This window comes from Alteromonas sp. ABH2_165 (genome assembly GCF_056159945.1).
The window spans coordinates 784,402-804,606 of record NZ_JBSWWF010000001.1 but is presented as its reverse complement, the minus strand read 5'-3'; the positions used below and the strand labels follow the sequence as shown (position 1 = coordinate 804,606).

Below are 20,205 nucleotides of genomic sequence, written 5' to 3'. Positions count from 1 at the left end.
AGCTAAAAAATGTGGAACGCCGCAAGCGGCATTCCACGTTCGACATCAGATATATTCCACTTCTGTGATTTCAAATTCCACAGTGCCGGCGGGTGTCTGAATATTCACCACATCGTCCAACTCTTTACCAATCAGACCGCGAGCAATCGGTGAATTGACCGAAATCAGATTGTTTTTAATATCGGCTTCATCATCGCCAACAATGCGGTAAGTGGTTTCCGCATCGGTTTCCAGATTCATAATGGTGACGGTGGTACCAAAAATAACCTTGCCGGTGTTATCCATTTTGGTCACGTCGATGATCTGGGCATTAGACAATTTGCCTTCAATATCCTGAATACGGCCTTCACAAAAACTCTGCTCTTCACGGGCTGCATGATACTCGGCATTCTCTTTCAAGTCGCCGTGTTCACGGGCTTCCGCGATAGAATTAATAATTCTTGGGCGGGTTACCGTTTTCAGTTCATTTAATTCTTTGCGCAATAACTCTGCGCCACGAGCGGTCATCGGATACTGACTCATGGGGAATTCTCACTTTGTTTATTGGGTCTCCTGACCCACTGATCGCTGAGTTAAAAAAAGTGCGCCGAATGGGCGCACTTTTTTGTAATGCTAATTGGGTAGATTACCCCAATTTCACATAAATGTCATTAACCTTTAATACGAGCATGCAGTTCCTGCACCGATGACACTTTATTTCGGTCATCTGCAGACTTAGCACGAATCGTAGCAAACGCTGCGTTCATCGTAGTGGTATAGGTGATCTTATTCAATAAGGCCTCACGACGAATGTACACAGAATCTGTAATGGCTTGACGTCCTTCGGTGGTATTAATGATGTAACTGTAAGCACCGTTTTTAATTGAATCAACGATGTTAGGGCGTCCTTCAGAAACCTTATTCACAACACTACATTCAACACCGGCATCAATCAGGCTCTTCGCCGTACCGCTGGTCGCTTCAATTTCGAAGCCCGCTTCAACCATGGCTTTCGCCAGGTCGACAACACGCGCTTTGTCGTTGTTACGTACAGACAGTAGTGCTTTACCTTCTCTAGGCAGAGGCGCACTGGCTCCCAGGTTGGCTTTTGCATACGCTTCTTCGAAGGTATCGCCTACACCCATAACTTCACCAGTAGAGCGCATTTCTGGGCCTAACAGCGGGTCAACACCTTGGAACTTCGCGAATGGCAATACCACTTCTTTCACAGAATAGAACGGTGGAATAATTTCTTCCGTCACACCCTGAGACTGCAGTGATTGACCAGCCATACAGCGGGCAGCAACCTTCGCTAACGGTACACCTGTCGCTTTCGATACGAAAGGCACAGTACGGGCAGCGCGAGGGTTCACTTCAATCAGGTACACTTCACCGTCTTTGATAGCAAACTGTGTGTTCATCAAGCCAACAACACCAAGCTCCAGCGCCATGTCACGAACCTGCTTACGCATTACGTCTTGAATGTCTTTCGGTAATGAATGCGAAGGCAATGAACAGGCAGAGTCACCAGAGTGAACACCGGCTTGTTCAATGTGTTCCATGATACCGCCGATAACCACGTCGGTGCCGTCACAGATAGCATCGATATCTACTTCAATCGCGTCGTCGAGGAAACGGTCGAGCAGGACTGGGGCGTCGTTAGACACTTTTACCGCTTCATTCAGATAGCGTTTCAGATCTTTAAGGTCATAAACGATTTCCATCGCACGACCACCTAACACGTAAGACGGACGCACGACCAGCGGGAAGCCGATTTCTTCTGCCTTAGTCAGGGCCTGTTCGATATTCGTTACGGTTGCATTAGCTGGTTGCTTAAGACCTAGCTTATTAACCATGTGCTGGAAACGCTCACGGTCTTCAGCGCGGTCAATGGCTTCAGGTGAAGTACCGATGATGGGTACGCCATTGGCTTCAAGGGCACGGGCCAGTTTCAGCGGTGTCTGACCACCGTATTGTACGATAACGCCTTTAGGTTGTTCTTTCGCAACGATTTCCAGCACGTCTTCCAAAGTCACTGGTTCGAAATACAGGCGATCTGACGTATCGTAATCAGTAGAAACCGTTTCAGGGTTACAGTTAACCATGATGGTTTCGTAACCGTCTTCACGCATAGACAGCGCCGCGTGTACACAGCAGTAATCGAATTCGATACCCTGACCGATACGGTTTGGACCACCGCCCAGTACCATGATCTTCTCTTTGTCAGACGGATTCGCTTCACACTCTTCGTCGTACGTAGAGTACATGTAAGCGGTGCTGGTAGAGAACTCAGCGGCACAGGTATCAACACGCTTGTAAACGGGTGAAATGCCGAAACCACGACGGATGTCTCGAATGTCGCTTTCAGCAACGTTAGTCAGTTCTGCCAAACGCGCGTCTGAGAAACCTTTACGCTTCAATGCACGGGTAAAGTCAGCAGTCAGTGCGCTAACGCCCTGCTCTGCTACTTGGTTTTCCAGTTTGATCAGCTCTTCAAGCTGTACCAGATACCAGCGGTCTACGTTGGTGTTAGAGAACACTTCCTCAACGCTCATGCCCATACGGAAGGCATCACCGATGTACCAGATACGCTCTGCGCCAGGATTCTGAAGTTCGTACTTCAGTTTGCTCATGGCTTCGTCGTCTTCTGGATCCAGAATTGGATTCAGGCCCGTTGCGCCCACTTCCAGACCGCGAAGTGCTTTCTGCAATGATTCCTGCTGGTTACGACCGATTGCCATGACCTCACCCACAGATTTCATCTGCGTGGTCAGACGATCGTTAGCACCGGCAAATTTCTCGAAGTTAAAGCGAGGGATCTTGGTTACAACGTAGTCGATTGACGGTTCGAACGATGCCGGCGTCAAGCCACCAGTGATGTCATTGGCCAGTTCGTCGAGGGTATAACCGATAGCCAGCTTGGCAGCCACTTTTGCAATCGGGAAACCGGTTGCTTTAGAGGCCAGTGCTGACGAACGAGATACACGCGGGTTCATCTCGATGATAACCATACGACCAGTTTTCGGATCCACACCGAACTGTACGTTTGAACCACCGGTCTCTACGCCGATTTCACGCAGTACGGCCATGGCCGCGTTACGCATAATCTGGAATTCTTTGTCGGTCAGCGTTTGAGCCGGTGCAACGGTGATAGAGTCACCGGTGTGAACACCCATCGCATCGAAGTTTTCGATAGTACAAACGATAATGCAGTTATCGTTCTTATCGCGAACCACTTCCATCTCATACTCTTTCCAGCCAATCAGCGACTCATCGATGAGTAGCTCGTTGGTAGGAGAAAGGTCGAGACCGCGGTTACAGATTTCATTGAACTCGTCAATGTTGTAAGCGATGCCACCACCAGAACCCCCCATGGTGAATGACGGACGGATGATACATGGGAAACCGATGCGGCTAAGTACATCGTGGGCCTGCTCCATAGAGTGAGCAATTTCAGCACGAGGACATTCAAGACCGATAGATTTCATCGCTTTGTCGAAACGCTCACGGTCTTCCGCTTTATCGATAGCGTCTGCAGTTGCACCAATCAGTTCTACATTGAACTCTTTCAGTACACCTTCGCGTTCGAGATCCAGAGCACAGTTCAGTGCTGTCTGGCCACCCATGGTAGGCAGCACCACATCCGGACGCTCTTTTTCGATGATTTTACGTACAACTTCCCAGTGAATTGGCTCGATGTAGGTTGCATCGGCCATTTCAGGGTCAGTCATAATAGTGGCAGGGTTCGAGTTAACCAGAATAACCCGGTAGCCTTCTTCGCGCAGTGCCTTACAGGCTTGTGCGCCAGAATAGTCAAATTCACAGGCCTGGCCGATAACGATAGGGCCGGCACCCAGAATCAGAATACTTTTTATGTCGGTACGTTTTGGCATTGTCGGCTAATTCCTACTGTTTCGATTGTTCAATAAGTTCGATGAAATGATCGAACAGATCTGCCGCTTCGTGCGGGCCCGGGCTCGCTTCAGGGTGTCCCTGGAAGCTGAACGCTGGCTTGTCGGTACGATGAATACCTTGCAGCGATTTATCGAACAATGAGACGTGAGTAACTTCAAGATTCTCTGGCAACGACGCTTCATCAACAGCAAAACCGTGGTTCTGGCTGGTGATCATCACCGTGCCTTTCTTAAGATCTTTAACCGGGTGGTTGGCACCATGGTGACCAAACTTCATTTTCACCGTTTTTGCACCACTGGCCAGCGCCAGCAATTGGTGACCAAGACAAATACCGAATACCGGGATGTCTTTTTCAAGAATGGTTTTGATTGCTTCAATGGCGTAGTCGCATGGCTCAGGATCACCTGGGCCGTTAGACAGGAAAACGCCATCAGGATTGAGCGCCAGTACATCGGCAGCTGGCGTTTGCGCCGGCACCAACGTCACTTTACAACCGCGGTCTGCTAACATGCGTAAAATGTTGTTTTTTACGCCGTAGTCATAAGCAACTACGTGGTATTTTACCTCAGCAGGCGTGGTGTAACCTTCACCCAATGCCCAGGTGCCTTCGGTCCAGGTTTTCACTTCCTTAGTGCTAACTACTTTAGCCAGATCCATGCCTTTTAAGCCCGGGAACCCCTTGGCAGCGTCAAGCGCTTTGCTTTCATCCAGTTCGTCACCGCAGATGATACAGCCGTTCTGCGCACCCTTGTCGCGAAGGATACGGGTTAAACGACGGGTATCGATATCCGCAATACCTACTACGCCTTTGGCAGCTAAGTATTCAGATAAAGTTTGTTCGTTTCTAAAATTACTGGCAATGAGAGGAAGGTCACGAATGATAAGACCTTTAGACCAGATTTTGTCTGCTTCGACGTCTTCAGAATTGGTACCGGTATTACCGATATGGGGGTAAGTGAGTGTTATGATTTGTTCAGCATATGATGGGTCGGTGATGATTTCCTGATAGCCTGTCATGGAAGTATTAAAAACAACTTCCCCAACGGCAGAACCAGTGGCACCAATAGCCGTACCTTTAAAAACTGAACCATCCTCTAACACCAAAAGGGCAGAATTAGCCAAGTCAACCTCCAGATTAAGGATAACCGACGGTTTATTCAGTGGCATGAATAAACCCCACAAAAAACGGGAGGTAATAATAAAATTTACTTCCCGTTTACGATACTTTGCAGCTAATTAAATACGTCTCAGACAAGCTGAAACGCTAAATTTTGGCAAATTCCAAGTATTATATAGGAGTTATCAGGATACGTCTAATTCAAATTTGGAAAAATATGAAAAATACCTGATTGGCTGCGTTTTTACATCCTAACCTTAGAAAAGCCTATTTATCTGATGAATAGTTAGTCAAGACCAATTACATCGTTCATACCATAGCGGCCATTTTGCTTGTCAGACAACCACAACGCCGCGTGGACTGCGCCTTTAGCGAAGGTCAGTCTGCTGGATGCTTTGTGGGTTATCTCAAGACGCTCGCCTATGTCGGCAAAGAGTGCAGTATGTTCGCCTACAATATCTCCCGCTCTTACGGTCGCAAAACCAATCGTTTTGTGTTCTCTGGGGGGTTCTTTCCCTTCTCGGCCATAAACAGCACATTCTTGCAAGTTTCGACCTAATGTGTCGGCGATGGCCTGACCTATTGCCATGGCGGTGCCCGACGGCGCATCTTGTTTAAAACGATGGTGAGCTTCAAGAATTTCAATATCAGCGGTGTTTCCAAGGGCTTTAGCAGCCTGACTCACCAGCGCCAACATCACGTTTACACCCACACTATAGTTCGCTGCAAACACCAATGGAATTTGCTTCGCGGCTTCATCCAACGCGGTTAATTGCGCGTCAGATAAACCGGTTGTACCAATTACCACCGGTTTTTTGTTCGCTACACACCATGCAAGGTTGTCATCAAATGCAGCTGGCAGCGTGAAGTCAATAACCACGTCCACATCATCGGGGTCCAATGTAGAAACCGCCGTACACGCAACCCCTTGTGTACCGATTCCAGCCAGTTCGCCCACATCAATACCTACCCATGGAGAGTCATCACGCACGGTGGCAACGGCAAGATCTGCCTCTTCGTTTTCCCGCAGCGCTTCAATCAACACCCGGCCCATGCGCCCATTGGCGCCTAAAATTGCTACTTTCATGTTCATTTCATTCATCGTCTGTTTGCGGGCATTTTGCCTGACACAGCACAATTTTCAATTGTTCATAGGTAGATGCTTCAAGTTATCGTACCAGCGGCATAAAATAACGCGGATTTGTATACCCGCAGTCAGGAGTTGGTAGTATAAGTATCAGGCAATATTGGTTGCATAAAAATAGTAGTTGCATATAGAAACTTACTGACAGCAACTTGCAAACATAACAACGCGCAGAGGAATCTGGACATGGAACAAAAGTTGATTTGGGATATCCCTACTCGTCTCTTTCATTGGCTATTAGTATTTTCGCTGGTTGGCCAGTATGTCACCGCAGAGTTAATGGATAATGCTATGCAGTGGCATTTCTATCTCGGTTATTTCACCCTCGGGTTGATCATCTTCCGAATTATCTGGGGTTTTGTTGGTTCAGATTATGCCCGCTTCGGGCAGTTCCTTTATGGCCCCAAAGCGGTGGTTGGTTACTTAAGTACGCTGTTTGCCAGAAACTCCCAAGCTCATGCTGGTCACAATCCACTAGGTGGCTGGGTGGTGGTGGTTATGCTCACGCTGGTCATGATTCAAGCAGTGAGCGGGTTGTTTATGACTGATGATGTGTTTCTTGATGGCCCCTGGCGCGGTGCAGTTGAAGATGCCACTCTGGATACCATGAGCTTTCTGCACAATAACGTATTTAACGTACTCTTAGCAGTGATTGCCCTGCATATCGCTGCCATCGGATTTTATGCTGTTTATAAAAAACAGAAGCTAGCGCCGGCTATGGTACACGGGAAAAAAACCACAGCGGAGAAAGGCATTACATCATCTCGTTTACTCGCAGCGGTGGTTGTTACATTGATAAGTGCCGGAATTGTCTATTACGTGGTAGAAATTGCGCCACCAGAAGCAGCCGAAGAAGAGTTTTATTACTAACAGTACTCACATTATCTGTCGCTTAATTAAACATCAAAGCCGCTCCAATGAACGGCTTTGGTGTTTACAGATGTTTTGATTTTCAGTGCTTGCTATCGCGAAAAGTACGCCTTATTACTCAGAGGTTCCCTTTACCAGCCCCTGTTTCTGCATGATTGCCTGAATTTCTGTCACACTTGCTGGGTCGTCGATAGTAGACGGTATAGATAACAAGTGATTCGACGCAATTTGGCGCAACAATTTACGCAGTATTTTGCCAGAGCGAGTTTTCGGGAGCCGCGGAACAATCACTGCTCGTTGAAAGCAAGCAATGGGGCCAATTTCCTTTCGCATCATCTCCACCAGTTCCTTTTGCAACGTTTCCTCATCAATGGCGGCACCATCTTTTAATAACACCAGCCCCACGGGTACCTGTCCCTTCAGACTATCGTGAACGCCAATCACGCTGCATTCAGCAATCATAGGATGTGCAGCAACCACTTCTTCCATTTCACCGGTTGATAAGCGGTGGCCCGCCACATTAATTACGTCGTCCGTACGGCCCATAATAAATACATAGCCTTCATCATCTTTATAACCGCCGTCACCCGATGTGTAATAGTTCGGATAGGCTTCCAGATAGCTTTGCTTAAACCGTTCGCAGTCACCCCAAATAGTGGGTAAGCAACCCGGGGGCATGGGCAGTTTAATGGCAATGGCCCCCTGCTCTCCGGCTGGCAGTGGCTCGCCCACATGATCCAATACTTCAACATTAAAGCCAGGCACAGGAACCGTTGATGAGCCCGGTTTAGTCTCGAGGGTTTCGAGGCCAGTAGGGTTGGCACAAATTGCCCAACCTGTTTCGGTTTGCCACCAGTGGTCCACGACCGGCTTTCCGGTTTTATCCACGGTCCACAAATAGGTGGGAGGATCTAATCGTTCGCCAGCCATAAAAATGGTTTTCAGTGACGAGATATCATATTGCCCCAGCAAATTCGCCTCTGGATCTTCTTTTCGAATGGCACGGAAGGCTGTGGGCGCGGCGAACAACGCCTTGATGCGGTATTCCTCTGTCATGCGCCAAAACGCGCCGGCATCTGGGGTTCGCACCGGTTTCCCCTCATACACTACCGTGGTGCAACCATGGAGCAGCGGACCATAAACAATGTAGGAATGTCCTACCACCCACCCCACATCCGAAGCGGCCCAGAATACTTCTCCCGGTTGCATGTTGTAAATGGCATTCATGGAATACTTCAACGCAACAGCATGCCCGCCGTTATCGCGCACCACGCCTTTGGGTTTCCCCGTGGTGCCCGAAGTATAGAGAATGTATAAGGGGTCGCTACCGTTAACCGGTGTGCACTGAGCGGGTTGTGCTGTTTGCATTTCTGTTGCCCAGTCTGCATCGTTTCCGCTGAGTTCGGCTTTCACTTCCGGGCGCTGGAATACGATGCTGCTCTCAGGCTTATGCGCTGACAATGCAATAGCTTCATCAACAAGGGGCTTATAAGGTATGCGTTTATCTACTTCTATACCGCAGGATGCGGTCACCAGCACTTTCGGCTGGGCGTCTTCAATACGTACAGCTAACTCATGAGGGGCAAAGCCGCCAAAGACAACCGAATGGATAGCGCCCAACCGGGCAGTTGCCAACATGGCGATGACAGCTTGGGGGATCATTGGCATGTAAATAACGATGCGATCGCCCTTTTTCACACCTTTTGATTTTAAAACGCCAGCAAATTTCGCCACCTCCTCCAACAATTGCTGATAAGTGAGTGTGGATTTTTGCCCGCTTACCGGCGAGTCGAAGATGACAGCAATCTGCTCACCGCGCCCATTCTCGACATGATAATCAAGGGCCATATAGGCGGTGTTCATCTGGCCATCGGCAAACCACCTGTCGATCCCGTTGTCATCTTTAGACAGTATGGTTTCAGGGAAAGTAAACCAAGAAAGCGCGCGCGCCTTGTCTTTCCAAAATACTTCGGGGAATTCGATTGAGCGCTGATATTCTGCTGCATACGACATAATGGGCCTCTGAGAATGCTGATCTTTACTACGATTAATGTAATCAATAGTGAAAACTTTTAACTTGATTTACATTAATATAAAAACAACTACGTGCCGCATAAGACTTCTGTCGCAATTTTTTAGTTTAATGAGTTAGGTTCACCCGCCGCTGGCGATTGCTAGCTGCGCTGATTGAGCGCTAATAATGACCTCCCGCCATTCATCTTCTTCGATAGGTTTAGACAAATAAAATCCTTGGTAAATATCGCAGCCACGCTGCATCAAGTAGTTAATTTGAATCTCATTTTCAATACCTTCAGCAACCGTCCTTAAACCCATCGCGCTTGCCATATCAATAATGGTGTTCACTATGGGCGCGTTATCGCTTTCGAAGTTAATTTCGTCAACGAAATACCTGTCTATTTTTAACTCGCAGATGGGGAGCTCTTTCAGGTAGCTTAAACTTGAGTAGCCGGTGCCAAAGTCATCAATCGAGAATGAAAAACCGAGTTGAGAGAGGCGTTCGATACGTTTACGCACAATGTCGATGGTGGTCACCAATGTGGTTTCGGTGATCTCAAGAATTAATTGGTACGGATTAATTTGCCACTCAGAAATGGTGTGAAGTAATCTATCGTAGAAGTCCGCACGCGCAATATGACGGCCACTGATATTTACCGAAAGCGAAGTTTCGATGCCCTTAGCATTTATTTCGGACAACAGGCGACAGGCTTCGTTGATAACCCAATACCCGATATCAACCACAGCATCACTTTCTTCAGCAATAGGGATAAACTCACCAGGGCTAATAAATCCCAGCCGTTTTTCATTCCAGCGCAATAGTGCTTCTGAAGAAACAATGTTCCCTTTCGCGTCGAACTGGGGCTGAAGTACTAAGTAAAATTCGTTATTTTCAATGGCGTGGCTAAAACTCTGACTGATATAGTTATGCCGGTCGTACGCATTGAATTCATTGCGCTCCAAGGTTATCCGCCCTCCCGGGCCTTGCTGCTTGGCACGCTTGGTACCAAACTCTAATATACCCACAACTTTCTCATAACTCGCCTCTGGACTGTGCACATAGGTAGAAGCTAACGTAGCAGGCACAACTTGAGAATGGCCGTGTAAAGAAAATTCCCTTCCAAGTTCAGCGTGCACATTCCATTCAACTGTATCGATGAGCTCCATCACATCCTGATCTTTTTCAGGCGCGAATGGCTGTGAGTGGAGGATATAAAACTTGTCGCCTAATCCCCGATAAATTTGAAAACGGGAAGACACTGCACGCTTCAACCTGCCCGCGAAAATACGCAAAATATAGTCGCCGGTTTCCTTGCCGAAAGACAAATTAAATTGAGAGAAATTGTCGATATCCAGCATACAACAATATATTTGTTGATCGGATAAAGCCGCGGCAATGATGAGTTTTCGCAAATCTTTCTCAAAAGATTTCACATTAGGTAGGTGGGTGATTTCGTCGAAAAACGCGATGTTATAAATGCTATCAAGCGCCTGTTTACGCTCTGTAATGTCGCGAAATACACAAACAAATTGAGAAAAGCCAGATTGGAAAACTTCCGCAACAGACAGTTCGACTGGAAAATTTCTCCCCTGACTGTGCCGCGCACTCAACTCTTTACCATTTATCTCGCCAACGCCGGGCTTTAACTGTTGATGCACAAATTCACTGTCTTTGTCTGCGGGCGTTCCCGGCAGCAAAAACGAAATGTCCTCACCGATAACAGCATCAGGTTCGATGCCAAAAACCTCTTTTACAGTGTTGTTGGCAGTTATGATGGTACCAAACTCGTCTACGGTAAGCACCGCATCGTTGATGCTATCGAGAATGGTATTTAAGTACTCAATGTAGTTGTGCTCTGTGGCAGACAAACGTTTTTGTTCACTGACATCCTGCACGGAACCAAAGAGGCGCACAATTTCACCATCACGCTTTTGCGCTTTGCCGGAAAGTTTTAGCCACCGGGCGTGCTTCTTTCGCGTGACCACCGGGAGTTCAAGTTGGTAGTTAATCCCTTTATCAATCAAATTTCGAACGGCACGAATGAGAGTTCGCCTTGATTCAGGCGAGAAACAGGCGAGAATACGGTGCAAGGTTATCGGGCAGTCTTTGGTAAAATCAAACAATCTGTATGTTTCATTGGTCCAGTTCATTCTCCCTTCTGGCATATTAAAATCCCAGCCACCGGTTTCAGCCATTTCTGAAACGGTGTCGAATAAAGAAAGCTTGTCCTGTAACTGTTTGAGATTGTCGTGTTGTCGACCGATGACCAACTCAATAAGGTTTGCCAACCTTTCTGCGGTTAAGGCGACAAAAGCTGAATCATGTGCACTAATGCTGCTGTCGGGAAAAAAGCCCGCGATAAAAAGCCTACCAGTTACAGCTCCATTCGTTTCTACGGCGCTCGCTATGCCCTGCCAACATGCAGTGTTTTCAAGCTTCACCGCAACGAGATCTTGCTGTGCATTTACAGTGACTTCACATACATTTGGCCAAAGGCTTGCATTTTCGCGCAGCCAAAATAATACCTGCGCAGTCTGTGGTGAAGGCATGTTTGCGTTCTTCGGGATTGGCTCCTGAATGTGCAGAATGCATGCATTCTCAGCCGGAGTACTTCGGACGAGAGAGTCTAGAAGCTCACTGACACGGAAGCGATATTCGCATCCTAAGCGCTCCCGTAGCAGATTTTCACTAAGCAATCGTCGTTCTCCTTACAAATCCTTTGGATGAATAAAACAGCAAGCAAAACTTGGTTTCTTTAACGCAATGTCAGATTAAGCATAGAAAAAGAAACCTGATTCCTCAAATTGACAGCAAACTTTAATGTTGGAATGACTTCTTTCTGCTAAAAACGAAAAAACGGCCGCAAATGCGACCGTTTTTCTCATCGTTAAATATTACTTTCTTGCGGCTTGACTTATTACCAATTAATCCGCTTTGTAATCGTCATGACAACCTTTACACGCGCCACCTACCTGGCCTATCGCAGCGCGATATTTACTTTCATCCCCCGCAGCTGCCACACTCGAAAGATTTTCTGCCGCAGATTTCAAATCAGCGACTTTTCCTTCAAAGTCTGACCAGTTTTCCCAAATGTCGTCTTTTGCACCTGTATCAACATCAAATTTGCGGGTATCTACCATCAGGTAATCACCCATCATATCGGCAAGCTGTTCCAGACGCATGGCATTGGTGGAAATGGTTTCCTGATCAAATGGAATTGCCCCTTTCGCCATGCCGCCCAGTGGCGCCATATTACTTTTTACCAGTTGGAAGATAGCTTTGCGGTATTCAGTCGCCGCTTCTGCGTGTTTCTCATTCATCGCCGCTTCCTGAGCAACAACAGCCGTTGTTGTGAAACACGATACAGCCATTGCCGCGAGTATTCCGGTCTTGAGCAGTTGTTTCATTATGTTCTCCGTTAAATGAAATGTGATGTGGTGGCTTTATATTTATTACGCGAAAACCTGCATTTGGCTCATTAAAACCGCCTTGGATGCAGAATTTGATTATTATTCACACAAAAACAGGTGCTGAGATAGCCTGAAACGACAAGCCCTCCAAAAGGAGGGCTGAATTTTTATCGCTGACCGGGTTAAGGTCTAGGGGGAAAGCTTAGTTAGTCAGATCGTCAAAGAATTTCTTCACGCCGTCAAAAAAACCTTTTTCCTTTGGGCGATGTTTTCCAGAGTCGCCGCCCATGGAGTCATCCAGTTCCTGCAGCAGTTCTTTCTGACGGGTTGACAGATTCACCGGCGTTTCAACCACAACCTTACACATCAGATCGCCAGTTACACCACTGCGTACAGATTTAACCCCTTTACCGCGCAAGCGGAACATTCTTCCGGTCTGGGTTTCAGGACTGACTTTCAGTTTAACCTTACCGTCTAACGTAGGAACCTGCAGTTCGCCGCCCAATGCCGCTGTAGTGAAACTCAGCGGCACTTCGCAGTATAGATTATTACCGTCGCGCTGGAAGATTTTGTGTTCACGTACGTGTACCTGGACGTATAAGTCACCCGCTGGAGCGCCGTTCTCACCGGCTTCGCCCTCACCGTTCAAACGAATGCGGTCTCCGGTATCCACGCCGGCCGGTATCTTAACAGACAGGGTTTTGTTCTTTTCTTTACGACCGTGGCCATGACATGCATTACACGGGTCGGAAATAATTTTCCCGCGACCTGAACAAGTTGGACAGGTTTGCTGCACCGCAAAGAAACCCTGACGCATTTGCACCTGACCCGCACCATGACAGGTTGGGCAGGTAGTCGGTGACGTACCTTTCTTCGCACCGGAGCCGTGACAGACATCACATTCAACCAGTGTTGGTACACGAATTTCAACTTCTTTACCGCGAACCGCTTCTTCCAGGGACATTTCAAGGTTGTAGCGTAAATCGGCGCCCTGACGGGCACGGGACTGACGTCCACCGCGACCACCACCAAAGATATCGCCAAAAACGTCGCCGAAGATGTCACCAAAGTCTGCGCCACCGCCGAAGCCGCCACCACCACGATTCGGATCCACACCGGCATGACCATACTGATCATACGCAGCACGTTTCTGCGAATCAGTCAGGACTTCATAGGCTTCCTGGATTTCCTTAAATTTTTCTTCCAGCGCTTTATCGCCCTGGGTGCGGTCAGGGTGGTACTTCATCGCCAGCTTTTTGTACGCTTTTTTAATATCGCGTTCGCCAGCGCTTTTGTCCACTCCAAGCACTTCGTAGTAGTCTCGTTTCGACATATCGCTTACTTTTCCTACTCGTTACTTCTGATGCCCGGAAGCGGTATCTCCGCAACCGTCCATCAAACATTCATCCGGATAATTTCAACCGGCCTTAACACAACAAAAGGCGCAACAAGAATTCCTGCTGCGCCTGCACTGTACAGCACCCCGGCAGAGTGCCGCCGGGGAAGCATTGCTTACAGCTTATTTCTTGTCGTCTTTCACTTCTTCAAATTCAGCGTCAACAACATCATCTTCCGCTTTCTGACCAGAAGGCTGCTCTGCGCCTGCTTCAGCGCCGCCTGCAGCTGCCTGTTGGGCCTGAGCCGCTTCCATCAGTTTACCTGATGCTTCAACCAGCGCCTGCGTTTTCGCTTCGATTTCCGCTTTATCTTCGCCTTTAACCGCAGTTTCCAGTGCAGAGATAGCTTCTTCGATTGGCGCTTTGTCTTCAGCAGACAAAGCATCACCCACTTCATCAAGCTGCTTACGGGTAGCGTGAATCATACCGTCACCCTGGTTACGCGCTTGAATCAGTTCTTCAAACTTGGCATCCGCTTCTTTGTTTGCTTCCGCGTCAGAAACCATTTTTTCGATTTCATCATCGCTCAGACCCGAAGAGGCTTTGATAGTGATCTTCTGTTCTTTACCCGTATCTTTATCTTTCGCAGATACGTGCAGGATACCGTCAGCATCCAGATCGAAGGTTACTTCGATCTGCGGCGTACCACGAGAAGCCGGACGAATACCTTCTAAGTTAAACTGACCCAGCGACTTGTTACCAGACGCTTGCTTACGCTCGCCCTGCAGTACGTGTACTGTTACTGCAGACTGGTTGTCTTCTGCGGTTGAGAAGGTTTGCGATTTCTTGGTAGGAATCGTGGTGTTCTTCTCAATCAGATTGGTCATTACACCGCCCATGGTTTCGATACCCAGAGACAGAGGCGTAACGTCGAGCAGCAGTACGTCTTTTACATCACCAGACAGTACACCGCCCTGGATAGCTGCACCAACAGCAACCGCTTCATCCGGATTCACGTCTTTACGTGGCTCTTTGCCGAAGAACTCAGATACATACTTCTGCACCAGAGGCATACGTGTCTGACCACCAACCAGAATGATGTCGTTGATGTCAGAAACTGACAGGTCGGCATCTTCCAGTGCTTGTCTAACTGGCTTCAGCGAGTCTTTCACCATGTCTTCAACCAGAGATTCCAGTTTCGCTCGGGTCAGTTTGATTGCTAAGTGCTTAGGACCTGTTGCATCTGCAGTGATGTACGGCAGGTTAACTTCGGTCTGCTGTGAAGAAGACAGTTCGATTTTCGCTTTCTCACCGGCTTCTTTCAGACGCTGCATAGCCAGCGGATCTTTACGCAGGTCAATGCCCTGATCTTTCTTGAATTCGTCAACCAGATAAGTAATTACGCGGTTATCGAAATCTTCACCACCTAAGTGCGTGTCACCATTGGTAGCCAGTACTTCAAAGGTGTGCTCGCCATCAACTTCATCAATTTCGATGATAGAGATATCGAAGGTACCACCACCTAAGTCGTATACCGCAACAACATTATCGCCTTGCTTTCTGTCCATACCGTAAGCGAGGGCAGCAGCTGTTGGCTCGTTGATAATACGTTTAACTTCAAGACCCGCGATACGACCGGCATCTTTAGTTGCCTGACGCTGGTTATCGTTGAAGTAAGCAGGTACAGTGATTACTGCGCCAGTCACTTCTTCGCCCAGATAGTCTTCAGCGGTCTTCTTCATCTTTTTCAGCACTTCAGCAGAAATCTGCGGCGGTGCCATTTTGTCGCCTTTCGCTTCTACCCAGGCGTCACCATTGTCAGCCTTGGTAATTTTATAAGGCATGATGTCGATGTCGCGCTGCACTTCTTTATCTTCGAAGCGACGGCCGATCAGACGCTTGATAGCGAATAATGTATTAGTCGGGTTGGTTACTGCCTGACGTTTCGCAGACTGACCTACCAGTGTCTCACCGTCGTTAGTGTACGCGATGATTGAAGGCGTTGTGCGATCGCCTTCAGCGTTTTCAATTACGCGAGGTTTGTCGCCGTCAAGAACTGCGACACACGAGTTTGTTGTACCTAAATCGATACCAATGATTCTACCCATTTCGTGTCTCCAAAATAAGATTCAATAATTTCTGCAATATTAGTGGGGTTATTCCCCGGTAATTCAAGAGACGCCAGTAAAAATAAGTCTCTTAGGCTGTCGCCTGTTACGCCTGCGTATCAACACCACCGTCTGGTGCACGAGACACCATGACCATAGCCGGACGAAGCAGACGCCCGTTGATTTGGTAACCTTTCTGCATCACCGCCATCACTGTGTTTGGCGCGTGGTCGGCGCTTTCCTGCATGGACATCGCCTGATGCAACTCCGGATTAAAACCTTCACCCTGTGGATCAATAGGTGTTAAACCGAATTTTTCAATAGTGCTGACGAAAGATTTAAGCGTCATGTCAACACCTTCCATCAGAGGCTTAACGGCTTCATTGTCCGCATCACCTGCCTGAATAGCACGTTCAAGGTTGTCGATAACCGGCAGCAGCTCACCAGCAAAACGCTCAAGGGCGAATTTACGGGCCTTTTCTACTTCTGCTTCGGCGCGACGACGGGCATTTTCGCTGTCGGCGCGGGCACGCAGTACACTGTCCTGCTGCTCTTTGATTTGCGCCTGAGCATCCGCCAGTGCAGTTTCCAGCTCATAGATGCGCTGCTCCTGTTCAGAAACTGGCTGCGCTTCCGCGGCTTCTTCATTTACAACTTCGCCCTGAATCACTTCTGCGTCTTCAGGCTTATTTTGATCCTGCACGTCGCGATCTTCGCTCATGCCATCCTCCCAACAATACTCATCTGCGGTGAATTTTTGTGTTGCTGACTGCGGGTTAAAAACCTTGCCACAATCAGCGTGAATACGTTCAGTGGGGCTAATAATGGGGTTGGTTAACTGCCTATCAAGGGTATCCCCTAAAAATTTGTGGCTAATTGCCATATTTTTTACAGAAAGGTTGCGGTAGAGTTTGTTAACGAATTGTTTTCACTGTGGATCGCATGTTTAGCATCTGGACCATCGGCATCATTACCGTGGTGTATCTCGTATTTCTTTTTATGGTTGCCTTCTGGGGCGACCGGAAGCTTCGGGACAACCAGCAACACCCGGTTTTATACAGTCTCGGCCTGGGTATCCACTGTACCTCCTGGGCGTTTTTCGGCACCACCACACAAGCGTCACAATTTGGCTGGGCACTGGTCCCCACCTATGCCGGCATTATCTTCGGCATGGCTTTTTTCTACCCTGTATTGATAAAAATTGTTCGGTATTGCCAAAAGCACAATGTCACTTCTTTAGCGGATTTCTTTGCTCTACGTTTTCGCCATAGCCACTTTTTGGCAGCCACGGTAACAGGTTTATGCTTTATTGGCGTTATTCCCTATATTGCGCTGCAATTAGATGCCATTTCTGCCAGTATTCGGCTTATTACCTACGATGCAGGACAAGGCTCAGATACCGTAGGATTATATGTTGCAGCGCTAATGGCCCTGTTCGCCATTCTGTTTGGTACCCGCACACTCAACCTTACCGACAAACACCCCGGGCTTGTGCTTACCATTGCCGTTGAGTCTGTGATCAAACTGGTTGGCCTGTGTGTGGTAGGCATATTTGTGTGCTACGGACTGTTCAGCGGCCCCTTTGACTTAATTGCACAGGCCACGGTTCATCCCTCTGCCCGCGAAGTGTTGTATGCCGATTCGGCGCCCCTGGTGTATTTGAGCCATGTGTTACTAGGGGTGTGCTCATTGTTCGTGTTGCCCCGCCAATTTCATATGAATTTTGTTGAATGTAACGGTGAAGGCGAACTGGCTACCGCCCGCTGGCTTTTTCCCGCTTACCTTATTGGCATGACAACATTCATTCTGCCCATCGCCATTGCCGGCCACATTCTACTTGATACCAGCATGGTAAAAACCGACGCTTTCGTATTAGCGCTGCCTTTGAGCACCGGCAATATCGGGGTTTCACTTGCGGCATTAATTGGCGGGCTGTCTGCGACCACCAGCATGATAATTGTGGCTACCCTGGCCCTTGGGATCATGATGTCGAATAATCTCATTACCCCCATTTGGCTTAAGATTCGGCTAAAAAATGACCCGCAATTAACTATGCGCCCCGCCACTCTGCTCACCGTGCGGCGACTCACGGTACTGGTCGTACTTAGTGTAGCTTACTGGTACCACGTTAACGTGAGTCAAAGTGCGCCATTGGTAAAAAGCGGGGTGATTGCCATCGCTTTGCTCGGTCAGTTGCTTCCCGCCATGCTGTTTTCATTATACTGGCAGCGTACCGCCAAGTGGGCGGTGCAATCAGCGATTCTAGTTGGCTTTGTTTGTTGGGTAATGTGGTTACTCTACCCCTCTATTCTGTCGAGTTACTATTTCGAAAAAGCGCCTTCTGAACTTCAACTGGGTACCAGTTTCTTTGCCTGCCTGGTGATGAATACGCTCACCTTAGTTTTGATTTCGCTCTTATCATCGTCGAAGAAAGAACAGGATAAAAACCTTGGCGGCGACGATAAGCATCCTGATCTTGCCATTCGCATACAGGATTTATTTTCACTCACTGAGCGGGTACTTGAGCCCAGTGTTAACCTTACATTGAAAAGCCAGCTTTCTGCCCATGCCAACACAGACGGTTTCGCCAGCATGGCGCTGTTGCAACGGGTAGAAAAGTTACTGGCCGTTCAGGTGGGCACACCAAGCGCCCGCATTCTGCTCTCAGCCATTGCCCAATCTAAATCCGGGGCACTAAGGGAAATTGTAGACTGGGTGGAAGAAGCCTCTCAATCATTCCAGTTTAATCATGAGATTTTACAGTCATCGGTTCAAAACATTGAACAAGGGATCAGTGTGCTCGACCAGCAGCTTTGCATGCTTGCCTGGAATGACCGGTATGTCGAACTGTTTAACTATCCGAAGGGCTATCTGAAGGTGGGTCAGCCAATTCAGGCGTTGCTGCAGTACAACGCTGAGCGGGGCTTGTTGGGTAAAACCGATGACGTGGAAAATGAAATTAGTAAGCGTGTGGACTACATGCAAAAGGGCAGCAGCTATAAATATATTCGCCGCCAGACCGATGGCCGGGTCATCGAACTTAATGGTAGTCCGCTCCCCCACGGCGGTTATGTAACAACATACAGCGACATCAGCGAATATATCCGCATACAAGAAGAACTGGAACTCGCTAAACGGGATTTGGAAGCCCGGGTACTGAAACGTACTGAACAATTGGAACTGGCCAAACAGGAAGCAGACCGGGCCAATGAGAGTAAATCCCGCTTTCTGGCCGCCGCCGGCCACGACTTAATGCAACCGTTTAATGCCGCTACGCTTTATGCTGGCATGCTGTCACAAAAAACGACTGACTCCGATTTAGCCAGTTTGTCCCATGGGCTAGTCACATCACTCAACAGTGCTGAAGCCTTGCTCTCCACTTTATTAGATATGACCAAACTGGAATCGGGCGTATTAGTACCTCAAATTACTGAGTTTCCACTAGACGATGTGCTTACGCCGCTGATCAACGAATTCCAGGTGATTGCAGAACAAAAACAGCTTCTTTTAAAGCAGGTTCACACCTCCGTAGTCGTGCGCTCTGACAAAAAGCTCCTGAAGCGTATCGTGCAGAATTTGATCTCCAATGCCATTCGCTATACCCGCACAGGAACCATTCTAGTGGGCACACGTCGTAAATCATCGGATTGGTTAGCGATCTGGGTGTGCGATACCGGCCCGGGCATACTCGAACATCAGCAACAGATTATTTTTCAAGAGTTTCACCAGCTCGAGAACCGCGAAGCTAGTCAGGGGTTGGGATTAGGACTGACTATTGTGGAGCGCATCAGCCAACTGCTCGACCATGAAATTGGTTTGGCATCGGCTGTAAACAAAGGCACGGTATTTACCGTTACCCTGCCCCGGGCTGTGCGGGCACTTCAGCGCAACGCGATTGCTCCCCAAGAACAGAGTGTTACGTCACAAGCAACCTGGTTACAGGGACAGCATATTCTGCTGCTGGAAAACGACGAGCAAATTACCGAGGCCATGCAGGAACTCCTCGGTGACTGGGGCGCTGAGGTAATCTGTGCTCCTTCATTGTCTTCGGCGCAGGCAGTGTGCCCCGCACCGCCAGACATTATGCTGGTTGACTATCATCTGGATTTTGGCGAGAAAGGCACCGATGCTGCAAAGTCATTGAAAAGCTTCTGGCAACAGAATGTTCCAGGGATTTTAGTAACGGCAAACCGCGACGATGGCGTTCGTGATGAAGCCGCCGCAGCCGGCTTGCGATACCTTCCGAAGCCGGTAAAACCTCCCGCGCTGAAACGTTTGCTGAAAGAACTGCTAAGTGGCCGCTAATTC

12 protein-coding genes are annotated in these 20,205 nt (G+C 48.4%); 2 read left to right on the top strand and 10 right to left on the bottom strand.

What is annotated here, in order from left to right:
* Positions 1-45: 45 nt before the first annotated feature.
* The 4 genes from greA to dapB all read right to left on the bottom strand — a co-directional run bounded on the left by greA (position 46) and on the right by dapB (position 6,098).
* The gene (gene greA, locus ACXAFQ_RS03530) at positions 46-522 is read right to left on the bottom strand and encodes a transcription elongation factor GreA (RefSeq protein WP_070123512.1); all 477 of its coding nucleotides are present in this window, start codon (positions 520-522) and stop codon (positions 46-48) included.
* A 128-nt stretch (positions 523-650) separates the two neighbouring features.
* On the bottom strand, positions 651-3,872 hold the full coding sequence (gene carB, locus ACXAFQ_RS03525; protein ID WP_474818176.1) for a carbamoyl-phosphate synthase large subunit: 3,222 nt from the start codon (positions 3,870-3,872) through the stop codon (positions 651-653).
* Between the two features lie 13 nt (positions 3,873-3,885).
* Entirely contained in the window at positions 3,886-5,016 is a 1,131-nt protein-coding gene (carA, locus tag ACXAFQ_RS03520; protein ID WP_474818415.1) for a glutamine-hydrolyzing carbamoyl-phosphate synthase small subunit, read from the bottom strand.
* 281 nt (positions 5,017-5,297) lie between these two features.
* Positions 5,298-6,098 carry a 4-hydroxy-tetrahydrodipicolinate reductase gene (gene dapB, locus ACXAFQ_RS03515; protein WP_474818175.1) on the bottom strand — a complete coding sequence of 267 codons (801 nt, stop codon included), beginning with the start codon at positions 6,096-6,098 and terminating at the stop codon, positions 5,298-5,300.
* A gap of 243 nt (positions 6,099-6,341) precedes the next feature.
* Between dapB and ACXAFQ_RS03510 the strand changes: the two genes are divergently transcribed.
* Positions 6,342-7,025, top strand: a complete 684-nt coding sequence (locus tag ACXAFQ_RS03510) for a cytochrome b/b6 domain-containing protein (RefSeq protein WP_474818174.1) — start codon at positions 6,342-6,344, stop codon at positions 7,023-7,025.
* A 114-nt stretch (positions 7,026-7,139) separates the two neighbouring features.
* Here ACXAFQ_RS03510 and ACXAFQ_RS03505 read toward each other — a convergent pair whose 3' ends face one another.
* From ACXAFQ_RS03505 to grpE, 6 genes are all read right to left on the bottom strand, one after another.
* Complete coding sequence (locus ACXAFQ_RS03505; protein ID WP_474818413.1) at positions 7,140-9,077, bottom strand: propionyl-CoA synthetase; 1,938 nt, start codon at positions 9,075-9,077, stop codon at positions 7,140-7,142.
* A gap of 102 nt (positions 9,078-9,179) precedes the next feature.
* Positions 9,180-11,738, bottom strand: a complete 2,559-nt coding sequence (locus ACXAFQ_RS03500) for a putative bifunctional diguanylate cyclase/phosphodiesterase (protein ID WP_474818173.1) — start codon at positions 11,736-11,738, stop codon at positions 9,180-9,182.
* 228 nt (positions 11,739-11,966) lie between these two features.
* Positions 11,967-12,449, bottom strand: a complete 483-nt coding sequence (locus ACXAFQ_RS03495) for a c-type cytochrome (RefSeq protein ID WP_474818172.1) — start codon at positions 12,447-12,449, stop codon at positions 11,967-11,969.
* 205 nt (positions 12,450-12,654) lie between these two features.
* Positions 12,655-13,785 carry a molecular chaperone DnaJ gene (dnaJ, locus tag ACXAFQ_RS03490; protein ID WP_474818171.1) on the bottom strand — a complete coding sequence of 377 codons (1,131 nt, stop codon included), beginning with the start codon at positions 13,783-13,785 and terminating at the stop codon, positions 12,655-12,657.
* A gap of 186 nt (positions 13,786-13,971) precedes the next feature.
* Positions 13,972-15,897 carry a molecular chaperone DnaK gene (dnaK, locus tag ACXAFQ_RS03485; protein ID WP_474818170.1) on the bottom strand — a complete coding sequence of 642 codons (1,926 nt, stop codon included), beginning with the start codon at positions 15,895-15,897 and terminating at the stop codon, positions 13,972-13,974.
* Positions 15,898-16,003: 106 nt separating this feature from the next.
* Positions 16,004-16,618 (bottom strand): nucleotide exchange factor GrpE, encoded by a 615-nt coding sequence (gene grpE / locus ACXAFQ_RS03480; protein WP_474818412.1) that lies wholly within the window; start codon positions 16,616-16,618, stop codon positions 16,004-16,006.
* A gap of 221 nt (positions 16,619-16,839) precedes the next feature.
* Between grpE and ACXAFQ_RS03475 the strand changes: the two genes are divergently transcribed.
* Positions 16,840-20,202: a PAS domain-containing hybrid sensor histidine kinase/response regulator gene (locus tag ACXAFQ_RS03475; RefSeq protein ID WP_474818169.1), complete on the top strand. Its 3,363-nt coding sequence runs from the start codon at positions 16,840-16,842 to the stop codon at positions 20,200-20,202.
* Positions 20,203-20,205 lie beyond the last annotated feature (3 nt).

Bases quoted from the DNA above. Each gene is read 5' to 3' on its own strand.
- ACXAFQ_RS03495 (WP_474818172.1), bottom strand. From the start codon at position 12,449: ATGAAACAACTGCTCAAGACCGGAATACTCGCGGCAATGGCTGTATCG.
- greA (WP_070123512.1), bottom strand. From the start codon at position 522: ATGAGTCAGTATCCGATGACCGCTCGTGGCGCAGAGTTATTGCGCAAA.
- carB (WP_474818176.1), bottom strand. From the start codon at position 3,872: ATGCCAAAACGTACCGACATAAAAAGTATTCTGATTCTGGGTGCCGGC.
- dnaK (WP_474818170.1), bottom strand. From the start codon at position 15,897: ATGGGTAGAATCATTGGTATCGATTTAGGTACAACAAACTCGTGTGTC.
- grpE (WP_474818412.1), bottom strand. From the start codon at position 16,618: ATGAGCGAAGATCGCGACGTGCAGGATCAAAATAAGCCTGAAGACGCA.
- ACXAFQ_RS03510 (WP_474818174.1), top strand. From the start codon at position 6,342: ATGGAACAAAAGTTGATTTGGGATATCCCTACTCGTCTCTTTCATTGG.
- dapB (WP_474818175.1), bottom strand. From the start codon at position 6,098: ATGAAAGTAGCAATTTTAGGCGCCAATGGGCGCATGGGCCGGGTGTTG.
- ACXAFQ_RS03475 (WP_474818169.1), top strand. From the start codon at position 16,840: ATGTTTAGCATCTGGACCATCGGCATCATTACCGTGGTGTATCTCGTA.
- dnaJ (WP_474818171.1), bottom strand. From the start codon at position 13,785: ATGTCGAAACGAGACTACTACGAAGTGCTTGGAGTGGACAAAAGCGCT.